The 14304-nt window shown below is 61.0% G+C and carries 11 protein-coding genes; all 11 read left to right on the top strand.

The genetic code is table 11. The features are described 5' to 3' along the window. Positions 1–363: 363 nt before the first annotated feature. The 11 genes from nuoE (at position 364) to B2A78_RS19585 (ending at position 14304) form a co-directional block, all read left to right on the top strand. Positions 364–861: an NADH-quinone oxidoreductase subunit NuoE gene (nuoE, locus tag B2A78_RS19635; protein ID WP_077731738.1), complete on the top strand. Its 498-nt coding sequence runs from the start codon at positions 364–366 to the stop codon at positions 859–861. Continuing rightward, a complete protein-coding gene (gene nuoF / locus B2A78_RS19630; protein ID WP_077731737.1) occupies positions 846–2120 on the top strand; it encodes an NADH-quinone oxidoreductase subunit NuoF in 1275 nt (424 codons plus the stop codon). Before nuoE ends, nuoF begins: the two co-directional genes overlap by 16 nt. 13 nt (positions 2121–2133) lie before the next feature. Further along, a complete protein-coding gene (gene nuoG / locus B2A78_RS19625; RefSeq protein ID WP_077731736.1) occupies positions 2134–4812 on the top strand; it encodes an NADH-quinone oxidoreductase subunit NuoG in 2679 nt (892 codons plus the stop codon). Then, positions 4809–5753 carry an NADH-quinone oxidoreductase subunit NuoH gene (gene nuoH / locus B2A78_RS19620; protein WP_077731735.1) on the top strand — a complete coding sequence of 315 codons (945 nt, stop codon included), beginning with the start codon at positions 4809–4811 and terminating at the stop codon, positions 5751–5753. The genes nuoG and nuoH overlap by 4 nt, the downstream gene beginning before the upstream one ends. 61 nt (positions 5754–5814) lie before the next feature. Beyond that, the gene (gene nuoI / locus B2A78_RS19615; protein WP_077731734.1) at positions 5815–6342 is read left to right on the top strand and encodes an NADH-quinone oxidoreductase subunit NuoI; all 528 of its coding nucleotides are present in this window, start codon (positions 5815–5817) and stop codon (positions 6340–6342) included. Between the two features lie 15 nt (positions 6343–6357). Beyond that, entirely contained in the window at positions 6358–6852 is a 495-nt protein-coding gene (gene nuoJ / locus B2A78_RS19610) for an NADH-quinone oxidoreductase subunit J (RefSeq protein ID WP_205780840.1), read from the top strand. Next, positions 6849–7160: an NADH-quinone oxidoreductase subunit NuoK gene (nuoK, locus tag B2A78_RS19605; protein WP_077731732.1), complete on the top strand. Its 312-nt coding sequence runs from the start codon at positions 6849–6851 to the stop codon at positions 7158–7160. Before nuoJ ends, nuoK begins: the two co-directional genes overlap by 4 nt. A 326-nt stretch (positions 7161–7486) precedes the next feature. Then, positions 7487–9319 carry an NADH-quinone oxidoreductase subunit L gene (nuoL, locus tag B2A78_RS19600; RefSeq protein ID WP_077731731.1) on the top strand — a complete coding sequence of 611 codons (1833 nt, stop codon included), beginning with the start codon at positions 7487–7489 and terminating at the stop codon, positions 9317–9319. Then, positions 9319–10845, top strand: a complete 1527-nt coding sequence (nuoM, locus tag B2A78_RS19595; protein WP_240502605.1) for an NADH-quinone oxidoreductase subunit M — start codon at positions 9319–9321, stop codon at positions 10843–10845. Before nuoL ends, nuoM begins: the two co-directional genes overlap by 1 nt. Continuing rightward, positions 10842–12293: an NADH-quinone oxidoreductase subunit N gene (locus tag B2A78_RS19590; RefSeq protein ID WP_240502601.1), complete on the top strand. Its 1452-nt coding sequence runs from the start codon at positions 10842–10844 to the stop codon at positions 12291–12293. The genes nuoM and B2A78_RS19590 overlap by 4 nt, the downstream gene beginning before the upstream one ends. A gap of 583 nt (positions 12294–12876) precedes the next feature. Next, positions 12877–14304 carry an undecaprenyl-phosphate glucose phosphotransferase gene (locus tag B2A78_RS19585; RefSeq protein ID WP_077731729.1) on the top strand — a complete coding sequence of 476 codons (1428 nt, stop codon included), beginning with the start codon at positions 12877–12879 and terminating at the stop codon, positions 14302–14304.

The following is a 14304-nucleotide window of genomic DNA, read 5'->3' as shown; positions in this document are numbered from 1 at the left end:
GGAGCTTCCCTGCTCCTCTGTCGCCGCGCGTCTTCCTGACGCGCCCCTTCGGGCATTCCAGCGCCAAAGCTTGCGATGCTCGGGCATGCCGCACGGGACAAAAATAGCAATATCCCGTATGACGCACCTGAGCATCGCAGTCCTGGACCGGAAAAGCCCGAAGGGGTGCGCAAAGGATTGCGCACGTGTCCCGAGGGACATGGAAGTCCCTTCGGGACGCCCCGCGGCCAGGACGAGAAGCGCAGGAAAAGTGCGTCATCCGGGCGGCGTTTTCTTTGGTTACTTTCTTTTGGCCGAACAAAAGAAAGTAACCCGCGTGCGGGGCGGTTCCCCGCATCAAAAAATGATTTTTCGGGTTCTCTTATGAACGAAACCCGCATCTTGAGCGAACAGGAAACCGCCGAAATCCTCGCGGCCGCGGGTCATTATCCGGACAAATCCGCCGCTTCCGTCGAGGCGCTCAAGATCGTGCAGAAATATCGCGGCTGGGTGTCGGATGAAGCGTTGAAAACCGTTGCCGGGCTCTTGGAGATGTCGCCGGACGAACTGGATGGGGTGGCGACGTTTTACAACCTGATCTTTCGAAGGCCGGTCGGCGAAAACGTCATTCTTTGTTGCGACAGCGTGAGCTGCTGGATGCTGGGAGCCGACCGAATCCGTGAGCATCTGTCCGAAAGGCTGGGCATCGGCTTGGGCGAAACCACGGCGGACGGACGCTACACGCTGCTGCCGATCGTCTGTCTCGGCGCATGCGATCGCGCGCCGGTGCTGATGGTCGGCGAAGAGCTTTACGAAGACGTGGACGAATCGAAAATCGATGAGCTATTAAAAAGGAACGGCCAGACATGGACAGACCGCTGACGCAGAACATCAAGCCCGATCTCTCGCCGGTGACGCTGGACGATTACCGCCGCGCCGGTGGCTATGAGGGCTTGGCCAAAGCCTTGAAAGAAATGGCGCCTGCGGACGTGATCGGGGCGGTCAAGGATTCCGGGTTGCGCGGGCGCGGCGGTGCCGGGTTTCCCACCGGCGTCAAGTGGAGCCTGGTGCCGCAGGGCGAGTCGGCGGAGCAGAAATATGTGGTGGTGAACGCCGACGAAATGGAGCCGGGCACTTTCAAGGATCGCCTGCTGATGGAGGCCGACCCGCACCAGCTCATAGAAGGCGTGGTCATCGCCGCCTATGCCGTGCAGGCCGATACGGCCTATATCTTTCTCCGGGGCGAATACCATCTTTCCGCGAGCCGGCTTGAGCAAGCCTTGGGGGAAGCGCGTAGCGCCGCCTATCTCGGCAAAAACATTCTGGGCTCGGACTTCGATCTGGAGATACATCTTCATACCAGCGCGGGGCGCTACATCTGCGGCGAAGAGACCGCGCTCCTGAATTCGCTCGAAGGCAAGCGCGCAATACCGCGCGCCAAGCCGCCGTTTCCCCAGATCAGCGGACTGTGGGGCCGTCCGACGGTCGTCAACAATGTCGAGACCTTTTGCAACGTGCCCCATATCATCCGCAACGGCGTGGACTGGTACCGGGGATTGGGCCGGGGCGAGGATGCCGGCACCAAGCTGTTCGGCGCGAGCGGTCGGGTCAAGAAGCCGGGGTTGTGGGAACTGCCCATGGGCACGCCGATCCGGGTACTGATCGAGGAATGCGCCGGCGGCATGCAGGAGGGGTATACGCTGCGAGGGTTCCTGCCCGGCGGCGCATCCACGGATTTTCTGCTGCCCGAGCACTTGGATCTGCCCATGGATTTCGACGCGATGATGAAAGCCGGCAGCCGGCTCGGCACCGGCACCATGATCGTGCTGGACGATCAGACCTGTCCGGTGCGAATGGTGCTCAACCTGGAGCGGTTTTTCGCGCAGGAATCCTGCGGTTGGTGTACCCCCTGTCGGGATGGGCTGCCTTGGGTCGTCGAACTCCTCGAAGGCCTTTTGGCCGGACGTGGCCGGCCGGAGGACCTGGACCAACTCGAACAGCTCGCGCGCCTGATGGGACCCGGCAATACCTTTTGCGCGCTCGCGCCCGGGGCCGCCGAGCCGTTACAGAGCGCATTGAAATATTTCCGGGCCGATTTCGAACGCTATTTGAAACCGGCATCGACTGCAAGGGTGGCCTGATAGGATTCAATCCATGGCAAAAATCACGGTAGACGGCCAGACCTACGACGTAAAAGCGGGAGACAATCTGCTCAAGACCTGCTTGTCGTTGAGGCTAGATTTGCCGTACTTCTGCTGGCATCCGGCCCTCGGGTCCGTGGGCGCCTGCCGGCAATGCGCGGTCGTGCAGTACAAGGACGAGAGCGACGCCCAGGGGCGGCTGGTCATGGCCTGCATGACCCCGGTGACCGAGGGCCTCCGCGTGTCCCTCGAAGCTCCTCAGGCACGGGAGTTCCGCGCCGGAGTCATCGAGTTCCTGATGACCAATCATCCTCACGATTGTCCGGTGTGCGAGGAGGGCGGCGAGTGCCATCTCCAGGACATGACGGTCATGACCGGGCATACCTTTCGTCGCTATCGCGGCTTGAAGCGCACCCACCGAAACCAGTATCTGGGACCGTTCATCAATCACGAGATGAACCGCTGCATCGCCTGTTACCGCTGCGTTAGGGTTTACCGCGACTACGCCGGAGGCAAGGACCTCGACGTGTTTGCATCCCGCAACAACGTCTATTTCGGGCGCTTCGAGGACGGCGTTCTGGAAAACGAGTTCAGCGGCAATCTGGTCGAGGTCTGTCCCACCGGAGTTTTCACCGATCGGACGTTCAGCCAGCATTACGTCCGGAAGTGGGATCTACAGCATGCGCCCTCGATTTGCGTGCACTGCGGGGTGGGATGCAATACCAGCCCCGGCGAACGCTACGGAACGCTTAGGCGCATCGTCAATCGCTATAACGGAGAGGTGAACGGCTATTTTCTCTGCGATCGGGGCCGCTTCGGCTATGGATTCGTCAATAGCGAGCGGCGCATACGCCAGCCGATGCTTCGCGGAGAGCCGGTCTCCGGGGAGACCGCGCTGGCCCATTTTCAAGGCTTGCTGGGCGGTCACACGATCGGAATCGGCTCTCCCCGCGCCTCGTTGGAAGTCAACTTCGCCCTGCGGGAACTGGTCGGCGCCGAGCATTTTTATGCCGGTTTTGCCCAGGGGGAGGCATCGCTGGCAGCGGCCATACTGGACGTGCTGAGACATTGGCCGGTCCATAATCCGTCGCTGCGGGAGGTGGAGCAGGCGGACGCCGTCTTGATCCTGGGCGAAGACGTGGCGAATACCGCGCCGCGTGTGGCGCTCGCGTTGCGCCAGGCGGTTCGGAACCGCGCTTTCGAACGCGCCGACCGGCTCAAGATACCGCGCTGGCAAGATGCCGCCGTAAGAGAGGCGGCTCAAGGCGAGAAGAGCCCGCTGTTCGTCGTAGCGCCTAACGCTACCCGGCTGGACGACATAGCGGAAGCGATCTGCCGGGGAACGCCGGAAGACATCGCGCGGCTGGGCCTGGCAATCGCCAACCGGATCGATGCCAGCGCGCCGGCGGTGGCCGACCTTTCCCAAGAGGACGAACATCTGGCGGAACTCATCGGCGATACCCTCACTGCCGCGGCGCATCCGCTCATCGTCTCGGGCACCGGTTGCGGCAGTCTCTCCGTGGTCCGGGCGGCGGCCAATATCGCCTTAGCCTTGAGCAACCGGCGAGAAGGAAGGGCTGTCGATCTGTGCTATGTCGTGCCGGAATGCAATACGCTCGGATTGGCGATGATGGACGAGCGCAGCGTCAAGGACGCCTTCGCCGCGGCGAAGACCCGAGACTTGAACACCGTGATCGTGCTGGAGAACGATCTTTACCGGCGGGCGGACGCCGGGGCCGTGGACAGCTTTTTCAACGGCACGCGGCATGTGGTGGTGATCGATCATATTCGCCACGGCACTGCAGCCAAGGCCCAATTACTTCTTCCGGGAAGCACGTTTGCGGAAACCGAGGGCACTCTGGTCAGCCTCGAGGGGCGGGCGCAACGGTTTTATTCCGTCATGCCGGGCAGCGGCGAAATCCGCGACAGCTGGCGCTGGCTAGCCGATGCCGCAGCGAAACGCTGGTCGAACATCGATGCGCTTACCGCCGCTTGTGCCGCGGCTCTGCCGGAATTCGGGCCGATCCGGAACGCCGCTCCGCCGGCGGGTTTTCGTGTCGAGGGCGAAAAGGTCCCGCGCGAACCCCATCGCTATAGCGGACGGACCGCGATGTTTGCAAACCGGGAAATCCATGAACCCAAGCCGCCCGACGACCCCGATTCGGCTTTGGCGTTTTCCATGGAAGGCGCAAGTGTCGACGTGCCGCCGGCATTATTGCCATTCGTCTGGGCGCCAGGTTGGAATTCGCATCAGCAGGCCGTCAACAAATTTCAGGACGAGGTGGGCGGGGCTTTGCGAGGCGGCGATCCCGGGGTGAGGCTTTTCGAGTCGCCGGAAACAGCGGAGCCCCGCTGGTTCGACGAAGTGCCCTACCGTCTACGCGACGAAGCCCGTTGGCGGGCCATCCCGCTTTACCACGTTTTCGGCAGCGAGGAGCTGAGCGCGCTATCGCCGCCATTGGCGGAGCGGGTGCCGGCAGCCTATGCCGCGCTGCACCCGGAGGATGCGGAAAGACTCGGCGTCGGCGAGACCCTGGCGGTGCGGCTGAACGAGCGCGTCGTGCGTTTGCCGCTGAGGCTGGAATCGTCCTTGCCGAGAGGCGCCGTGGGCATCTCCGCCGGCCTTGCCGGTCTGTTCCGTAGCGATCTTCCGGCATGGATCGCCATCGAAAAAGAAGGGGAGAGGCCATGACGCTGGGGTCGCCGTTCGATATCGCCGGCATTCTCGGGGCGTTGATCACCGTGGCGGCGCTCTTGATCTGGGTCGAACGCCGGCTGCTCGCCATCTGGCAAGACCGTCTGGGCCCCAATCGCGTGGGACCTCTGGGACTGTTCCAGGTCGTCGCCGATATGCTCAAGATCCTGAGCAAGGAAGACTGGATTCCGCCCTTCGCCGACAAACCGGTATTCGTGCTCGCTCCGGTCGTGATCATGGGATGCATGCTGGCCGCTTTCGCGGTGATTCCGATCGCGCCGGACATCGGAATCATCGATTTCGACTTCGATTTGCTTTATGTGCTGGCGGTCCTGGCGCTGTCGGTGTACAGCGTGGTTCTGGCCGGTTATGCGTCCAACAGCAAATACTCGCTGATCGGTTCCCTGAGGGCTACGGCGCAGGCCATCAGTTACGAGGTATTTCTGGCGATGTCCGCGTTGGGGGTCGTCATGCTGGCCGGAACCTTCGATTTGCGCGCCATCGTGGAAGCGCAAAGGGACGGATGGTTCGTGGTGCCGCAATTTCTGGGATTCATCCTGTTCTTTATCGGGGTTCTCGCGGAAACTCACCGCACCCCGTTCGATCTGCCGGAAGCGGAAAACGAGCTGGTGGCCGGCTATCACACCGAATATTCCGGCATGAAGTTCGGCATGTTCTTCGTCGGCGAGTACATCGGCGTTACCCTCGGGGCGGCCCTGATCGTCACTCTGTTCTTCGGCGGCTGGTTGGGGCCGGTCTTGCCGCCCCTGGCTTGGTTCACGATCAAGACCGCCGTCTTTATCCTGCTGTTCATTCTGGTGCGCGGTTCCCTGCCGAGACCGCGCTATGACCAGCTCATGTCGTTCGGGTGGCTGGTGATGCTGCCGCTGTCGTTCCTGAATTTACTGGTTACCGGAGCCGTCATCCTATGGCGATAGGGCATCGGAGGAACGAAAAGCTGGCTTCGCCTGTATCACCCATGGCTGTGGGTGAGCCGTCATGTTGAAGGACTTCTTGACTCAGTTCCAGACGCTGTGGACGGTGTTTCAGCATACGTTCACCAAGGCGGACACCGTGCAATATCCCGAGGAGAAGCCGGCCCTGGCCCCGCGCTATCGCGGACGAATCGTGCTGACCCGCGACCCCGACGGGGAGGAACGCTGCGTGGCCTGCAACCTGTGTGCGGTGGCATGTCCCGTGGACTGCATCGCCCTGCAGAAGACCCAGGACGAATACGGCCGCTGGTATCCGGAGTTCTTCCGCATCAACTTTTCCCGCTGTATCTACTGCGGGTTTTGCGAGGAGGCCTGTCCGACCTACGCCATTCAGTTGACGCCGGACATGGAGATGAGCGAGTACGACCGCCGCAACATGGTTTATGAAAAGGAGCATCTTTTGATCGACGGGACCGGCAAATATCACGATTACAACTTCTACCGCGTCGCCGGGAAAAGCGTGGCCGGAAAGGATAAGGGCGAGGCCGAGAACGAGGCGCCGCCGGTGGACGTCCGGAGTCTGTTGCCTTAGGAGAACGACCCCATGCTGTATGTCCTGTTTTATTCCTCCGCCTTGATCAGCGTGATTTCCACGCTGCTGGTGATCGTTTCGCTCAACGCGGTGCACGCCCTGTTGTACGTGATTTTGTCCCTGCTGGCTTCGGGCGTCGTGTTCTTTCTCATGGGGGCGTACTATGGAGCGATGCTCCAGATCATCGTTCACATCGGGGCGATCATGATGCTGTTCCTGTTCGTGGTGATGATGCTGAATCTGGGGCGGCGAACCCTGGAGCAGGAGAGAAAGTGGCTGCCGCCTGCCGCGTGGCGGTGGCCGTCCGCGATGGCGGCGGTGCTGCTGACCGAGCTGATCTTCGTCCTGATGCAGGAAGAGCGGGCCGCGCTCGGCCATATCGTCGCATCCAAGGAGGTGGGTATTCGGCTGCTCGGACCTTATGTGCTGGCAGTGGAATTGGCGTCCATGCTTCTCCTGGCCGGATTGGTCGGAGCTTATCACTTGACCCGGCAGGAGGTGAAGAAATGAACGGAACCATTCCCGAGGCACACGGACTGCTGTTGGCGGCCGTCCTGTTCGCGCTGGGGCTTACCGGTGTTCTGGTGCGGCGCAACCTGATCTTCATGCTGATCTCCCTGGAAATCATGCTGAATTCGACGGGGCTCGCTTTCATCGTCGCCGGCTCGCGCTGGAATCAGGCGGACGGGCAAATCATGTTCCTGCTGGTGCTTGCGATGGCGGCGGCGGAAGTAGGCGTGGCCATGGGCTTGGTGACGCAGATTTATCATCGGTTCGAGACCTTGGATGTGGACGCTTTGAGCCGGATGAAGGGTTGAGTGCCGCTGCCGTGAAACCGATCGGCTGGATGGATCAAAAACATCGACGCCGTGAAGGGGTCGGAATTTAGAAGATTTTTCACCGCCATCTTGCGACATGGTATAGGAAACGCCGCCCTACACCCCGCAAAATGGAGGCCGAAAGAGTTGTAGGTCGGCAATCCTTTGCCGATAAATCCTGCGTCGGCAAAGGATTGCCGACCTACAGCAGCTTCGGGCGTACACCACATTGGTACATGCGCTCGCAAGGAAACCGAGGGACGGGGGCATTCCCCTGAAAAGCGATAGAAGCAGGACAACCCTTTAACTAACAAGGAGAAATACGGGTGCTGAACTACTTGGGTCTTATTCCGCTTTTCCCATTGATCGGTTTTCTGATTCTGGTGGCGAGCCAAGGGAATATGCCGAGGCGCTGGGTGCCCTGGATCGGCGCCGGATCCGTCGGGTTGTCGGCGGTGCTCGCGGCGCTGGTCGGCATCGAGTTCTTGAGCGGCTCGCTCGAACCCTACCGTCAGACGCTGTGGACCTGGATGCGAGTGGGCCATTTCGCATCCGGCTTCTCGCTTTATCTCGACGCCTTGTCGCTGAACATGATGTTCGTGGTGACCGGCGTCGGATTTCTCATCCATGTCTACTCGGTCGGCTTCATGGCGGACGATGCCGGCTACGCCCGTTTCTTCGCGTACATGAATCTTTTCGTATTCGCCATGCTAGTCCTGGTCTTGGCGGACAACCTGGTGCTGTTGTACCTGGGCTGGGAGGGCGTCGGTCTGTGCAGCTATCTTCTGATCGGCTTCTGGTACGAGAATCCGGAGAACGGCGCGGCGGCCCGGAAGGCTTTCGTGATGACGAGGGTAGGCGATACGGCGATGGCGATAGGCCTGTTTCTTCTGTTCGCGCGGCTCGGCACCCTGGACATTCAAGCACTCTTGAACAGAGCCTCCGCGGCCTGGCCGGTCGGCTCCGGTATGGCCGCGCTCGCCGCCCTGCTGCTATTGGGCGGCGCGGTCGGCAAGTCGGCCCAATTGCCGCTGCAAACCTGGCTGCCCGACGCCATGGCCGGTCCGACGCCGATCAGCGCCCTGATCCACGCCGCGACCATGGTTACCGCCGGGGTTTATCTGATCGCCCGCACCCACACCCTGTTCGAACTGGCGCCCGCAGTGCTGCAATTGGTCGCCGCGGTCGGTGCCGTCACCCTGCTGATCGCGGGTTTCACCGCGCTGACCCAGCGCGATATCAAGCGGATTCTGGCGTACTCCACCATCAGCCAGATCGGTTACATGTTTCTGGCGCTGGGGGTGACCGCGTTCTCGTCGGCGATTTTTCATCTGACGACCCACGCCTATTTCAAGGCGCTCCTGTTCCTCGCCGCCGGAGCGGTGATTCACAGCTATCACCACGAACACGACATCTTCCGCATGGGAGGACTCAGAAAACGGCTGCCGATCGCGTTTTGGAGCTTCGTCATCGGCAGCGCCGCCCTGACCGCTCTGCCGTTCACCTCGGGCTATTTCAGCAAGCACGAGATCCTGGCTTCCGCCTTCCATGCGGAGAACGGCTTCTGGTTCTGGGCTGCCGGAACGCTAGGGGCGCTGTTGACCGGCATCTACAGCTTTCGGCTGGTGTTCATCGCCTTTTTCGGCCCGGAAAACGAGCGGGCTTCGGAGCATCTCGGGTTCGCCATGAGTGTCCCGCTCATCCTGCTGGGCGCACTGGCCTTGCTGGGAGGATTTGTTTCGATGCCGCTGGGTTCGGTGTTTCCGAGATCCGAACCGGGCGAGCTGGGATTGATCGCCGGGATCTTCACCGATCTGGCGCCGCTCGTCGGGGTGGGTATCGCGGTTCTCCTCTATCTGCTCCGAACCTACCCGGTCGAAGCCCTGACGGAAACCCGATGGGGCGATATGCTGCACCGCTTCTGGTTCAGCGGCTGGGGATTCGATTGGCTGTACGGAAAGCTGCTGGTCAACCCGTTCCGCTGGCTGGCCGCCGTCAATAGCAGCGATATCGCGGACGATATCTACCGGGGGATCGCGGCCGCCAGCCAGTATGCGCATCGCGCGTTCGCCGCCACCCAAACCGGACAATTGCGCTGGTATGTCGCCGCTTTCACGGGGGGAACCGTGTTGGCCATCGCGCTGGGGATTTTGTCGTGATGCTCGCAGCGCTGATTCTGGTGCTGGCGGTCGGCGGCCTGCTCGCCTGGCAGGCGGAGCGCTACGGTGCGAACGCCCCCCGCTGGATCGCCCTCATGACGTTGATAGTGGACGGGGCGTTGCTGATCCCTTATTTCGCCGGCGGCTTTCCCGAAGCCGGCGTTTGGCTGGACGATATCCGCCTGCACTGGATACCCCGCTTCGGCATCAGCTTTCATCTCGGACTGGACGGCGTCAGTCTGTTGCTGGTCGTCTTGACGATTTTTCTCGGTCTCATGGCCGTGGCGGCGTCCTGGACCGAGATCAGGGAGCGGGTGGGGTTTTTTCACTTCAATCTCCTGTGGACGCTGGCCGGTGTGCTGGGAGTGTTCCTCGCGCTGGATCTGTTTCTGTTCTTCGTGTTCTGGGAAATCATGATCGTACCCATGTATTTCCTGATCGCGCTGTGGGGACACGAGAACCGGGCTTACGCGGCGATCAAGTTCTTTTTGTTCACTCAGGTCTCGGGACTCTTGATGTTGCTGGCCATGGTGGTTCTGGTGATCATCCATCAACGAGATGCCGGCGTTTATACCTTCGACTACTTCGACCTCTTGCAGACGAGTCTCGAGCTCAATACCGCCTGGTGGCTGATGCTGGGATTCTTCATCGCCTTCACCGTAAAACTGCCGGGCGTGCCGTTCCATACCTGGCTGCCGGACGCGCACACCCAGGCGCCGACCGGGGGCAGCGTCATTCTGGCGGGGGTGATGCTGAAAACCGGCGCCTACGGCTTGCTGCGTTTCGTGATCCCGCTGTTTCCCGAAACCGTTGCCGATTTTTCCCCCATCGCGATGGGATTGGGCGTGGCCGGCATTCTTTATGGCGGCATGCTCGCTTTCGCGCAGTCGGACATGAAGCGACTGGTCGCTTACAGCAGCGTCAGCCACATGGGATTCGTGCTGGTCGGGCTGTTTGCCTGGAATGCGCTGGCGCTGCAAGGAGTGGTGATTACCTTGCTGGCCCACGGCATTTCGTCGGCCGCCCTGTTCGTCCTGGCCGGCGCGGTGCAGGAGCGCATCCATACCCGCGATATGAATCGGATGGGCGGGTTATGGACCGATGTGCCGCGCATGGCGGCCATCGGATTGTTCTTTTCCGTGGCTGCGCTCGGCATGCCGGGGCTCGGCAATTTCATCGGCGAGTTCCTGGTGCTGCTGGGCGCTTACCGGGTGGATGCCGCCATGACGGCAGCCGCGGCCTTGGGTTTGATCATAGCGCCGGTTTATTCGCTGATCCTGATTCAACGGGCTTTCCACGGCGAAACGCGGGAGATTCATCGAATCCGCGATTTCGGCGCGCGCGAATTGGCCCTGATGGGTTTTCTGATCGTGGCGACGGTTTGGATCGGGATGTATCCGCAGTCCATGCTGGACGTCTCCGATACGTGGCTGAAGAATAGTTTGAGAGGCTGGGGAGAGGGCGTCGCCCAGCCGAATGATTCGCAACCGCCGGGCGAGCGTTTGGCGGATCGGGGAGAGCCATGATCACCACAACCGATCTTCTCGCGCTTTTGCCTTTGATCGTGCTGTCGGCCGTGGCGGTGATCGTGATGCTGGCCATCGCCGTACACCGCAATCATCGTCTCGCCTTCCTCCTGACGGTCGCCGGCATTCTGATCTCGCTGATCACGGTCCCGCTGGTTTCGGATCTCGTGCCGAGGCTGATCACGCCGCTCGTGCTGGTGGATCGCTACGCCCTGGTCTTTACCGTCATGGCCTACGCCGCGGGCCTGGTCGCGGCGGTGCTGTGCTGGGAGTATTTCCGCGTTCGCGAGGGCCACCAGGAAGAAGTATATCTGCTGATTCTGACGGCGCTGCTGGGTGCCGGAGTTCTGGCGGCCGCCCATCATTTTGCGTCGTTCTTCCTGGGGCTCGAGATCCTCAGCGTGTCGCTGTTCGCGCTCATCGCCTATCCGCTGCGCGAAATCCGGGCGTTGGAAGCGGGCATCAAATATCTCGTGCTGTCCGGCGTAGCCTCGGCTTTCCTGCTGTTCGGCATGGCCTTGGTCTACGCCGAGACGGGCACCATGGAGTTCGCGGTCTTGGGCGGGAGGCCCGGAACCTTTCCTTCCGTCATCGGAACCATTCTGATCCTGGTGGCCGTGGGTTTCAAACTATCGCTGGTGCCCTTTCATCTGTGGACCGCCGACGTCTATCAAGGGGCGCCGGCGCCGATCACGGCCCTGCTCGCCACGGTTTCCAAGGGCTCGGTTTTTATCCTGCTGCTGCGCTACGGACTGGAAAGCGGCGTTTTTCGCGTTCCGGTGGTGAGCGTACTTCTGGCCTTGATCGCCGTGGTTTCCATGCTGGTGGGCAATTTTCTCGCCTTGCGGCAGAACAATGTCAAGCGCATTCTGGCCTATTCTTCGATAGGTCACATGGGCTATCTGCTGGTGGCGCCGGTCGCGGCGAACGTCGTTGGCGGAAACTTGGCGGCCGAGGCGCTGTTGGTTTATCTCGCCGCTTATTTCGCCATGACGCTGGCGGCATTCGGCGTGGTGACGGTGATGAGTCCGGCCGATCGCGAAGCGGAGGAGTTGGACGATTATACCGGCCTGTTCTGGACTCGTCCCTGGCTCGCGACCGTGTTCAGCGTGGCGCTCCTCTCTCTGGCCGGCATACCGCTGACCGCCGGTTTCATCGGCAAGTTCTATTTGTTCGCCGCCGGAAGTCAGGGGGCGCTCTGGATGCTGCTGGGCGCGCTCATCATCGGCAGTGGACTGGGGCTCTACTATTACATCCGCATCGTCTTTCAAATGGCCCAAGCGCCCGCCGCACTGCAAGCGAGACCGGAGGCCCGGCCGGTCGGGGCGCATCTGGTGCTGGCGATATTGCTTCTCCTGATTTTCGGTCTGGGGGTTTACCCGGCTCCCTTCATCGATCTGCTGCATCCGGAGATCAACGTTCCGAAGCAAAGCGCCGCGCAGCAGTAGGTCGGCAATCCTTTTCCAATCGCAAACGGGCGTTTAGAGCGTTTTCCGAATCGGTGTAAGGGATTCGGATATGTAGGTCGGCAATCCCTTGCCGACGTATCGGCTCGGCGAAGGGCTTTGTCGGCAAGGGATTGCCGACCTACGTTCTCCCCTCCCGGAACGAATCTGTACACCGGGATGGAAAACGCTTTAATCGGCCCCTTCCAATCGCAAACGGTCGCTTTAGTCGCGACCCTTCCAATCGCAAACGGCATCTCCGGGAGCGCCAGAGCTGCCCTTCCGACAAAGCCCTTCGCCAACTCGGTGTGTCGGCAAAGGATTGCCGACCTACGAATTTCCCGATCCTCGCCGCTGAACGGCGGTGAAAAACACTCTAACAGGCCATTTGCAGTCAATCCTTCCGTGCGAGTGGAAACTGCTCCAAGAACCCTTCGCCAAAAATAATCCAATCCTCATCTGATTTTAATTTTTCCCTCGGCAGTTCGCTCATCTTGCTCCCGTAGGCTAATGCTCGAAGGCTGTCTCTGTCTCCGTACTCGGCAGCCTTCTCGATGTCGCGAGGAATAACAAGAGGTTCACGAACATGCCACTCGGTTTTGGAATCGTATTCAGAGGACTTTACAAACAGTATGGGCACACAGTGATCGTGTTGTTGAGATTTCTGGACATCGCGATGCTGCTGGCCGCTGCTTGGGTCGCCTTTTATTTCTGGCATCAGAAGCCGGTCATCGATCAGGACCATAGGGTCGTGATCGCTCTCGGCATTCTGGGAGCCATCATTTTCTTCGAGATCGGGCAGATTTATCGCCCGTGGCGTAACGACGCGATGCGGGGGGAACTGGTCCGCATCCTGCGAGCCTGGCTATTCACCTTGATCTCGGTCGTATCCATCGTCGCCCTGGTCCGCTTGCATGTGTGGCTTGGTTCCAGCTATCGCTGGATCGCGACCTGGGGTGTGCTGGGCTTTCTGTTCGTCGTTCTCTCGCGAGCGGTGCTTTCGCGCGTGCTCCGGATATTGCGCGCCCGCGGCTGGCAGCAAGGCCGGATCGTGATGGTCGGGCTGAACGAGATGGCGATCGCCGCGAGCCGGCAGTTGAACGAATCGCCGTGGGCCGGTTTGCAGGTGATCGGTTATGTCGACGACCGCGCCAATCCCAGAGGGCTGGCCGGAGATGTTTCCCTGCCTCGGCTCGGCGGGCTCAAGGATCTGGCGTCCCTGGTGACGCGCGAAGCCATCGACGAAGTCTGGGTCGCGTTTCCGTTCAAGGGCGAGTCGCGCGCGGAACAGGTGCTTCACGAACTGCGTCATTTGCCGGTCAGCATCCGGCTGGTGATCGACTGCTTCGCTTTCAAGATGAGCAAGTTCCTGAATCTGAACGAAGTCGCCGGCATCCCGACGCTCGATATTTCGGTGTCGCCGTTGCACGGCATCAACCGCTACATCAAGGAAATCGAAGACCGCCTGTTGGCGCTGATCCTCCTGATTCTGGCGAGCCCCGTGATGCTGCTCATCGCCGTCGGGGTGAAGCTCAGCTCGCCGGGTCCGGTGTTCTATCGCCAGGAGCGGGTAGGCTGGAACAATCGGTCGTTCGTCATGCTGAAGTTCCGGTCCATGCCGGTGAACGCGGAGTCGAAAACCGGTCCGGTCTGGGCCAAGCCCGGCGAAAACCGCGCCACGCCGTTCGGGGCCTTCCTGCGCAAGAGCAGCCTGGACGAACTGCCGCAGCTCATCAACGTGCTCAAGGGCGACATGTCTCTGGTGGGCCCGCGGCCCGAGCGCCCGGATTTCGTGGAAGTGTTCAAGGATCAGGTGCCGAACTACATGAAGAAGCACATGGTGAAGGCCGGCATCACCGGCTGGGCGCAAGTGAACGGCTGGCGCGGCGACACCGACCTGAACAAGCGCATCGAGCACGATCTTTATTACATCCAGAACTGGTCGGTCTGGTTCGATCTGGAGATCGCCATGAGAACCGTCGTATCCGGCTTCGTCAACAAGAACGCCTATTGA

Origin of the sequence: Methylocaldum sp. 14B (assembly GCF_002005105.1) — a bacterium.
Taxonomy (GTDB): Bacteria; Pseudomonadota; Gammaproteobacteria; order Methylococcales; family Methylococcaceae; genus Methylocaldum.
Note: the sequence above shows the minus strand (reverse complement) of the source record. Positions and strands in the feature narration are given on the sequence as shown.

Coding starts and splice junctions, on each gene's coding strand:
- nuoH (WP_077731735.1), top strand. CDS start 4,809: ATGACGCTGGGGTCGCCGTTCGATATCGCCGGCATTCTCGGGGCGTTG.
- nuoF (WP_077731737.1), top strand. CDS start 846: ATGGACAGACCGCTGACGCAGAACATCAAGCCCGATCTCTCGCCGGTG.
- B2A78_RS19590 (WP_240502601.1), top strand. CDS start 10,842: ATGATCACCACAACCGATCTTCTCGCGCTTTTGCCTTTGATCGTGCTG.
- nuoE (WP_077731738.1), top strand. CDS start 364: ATGAACGAAACCCGCATCTTGAGCGAACAGGAAACCGCCGAAATCCTC.
- nuoM (WP_240502605.1), top strand. CDS start 9,319: ATGCTCGCAGCGCTGATTCTGGTGCTGGCGGTCGGCGGCCTGCTCGCC.
- nuoI (WP_077731734.1), top strand. CDS start 5,815: ATGTTGAAGGACTTCTTGACTCAGTTCCAGACGCTGTGGACGGTGTTT.
- B2A78_RS19585 (WP_077731729.1), top strand. CDS start 12,877: ATGCCACTCGGTTTTGGAATCGTATTCAGAGGACTTTACAAACAGTAT.
- nuoK (WP_077731732.1), top strand. CDS start 6,849: ATGAACGGAACCATTCCCGAGGCACACGGACTGCTGTTGGCGGCCGTC.
- nuoG (WP_077731736.1), top strand. CDS start 2,134: ATGGCAAAAATCACGGTAGACGGCCAGACCTACGACGTAAAAGCGGGA.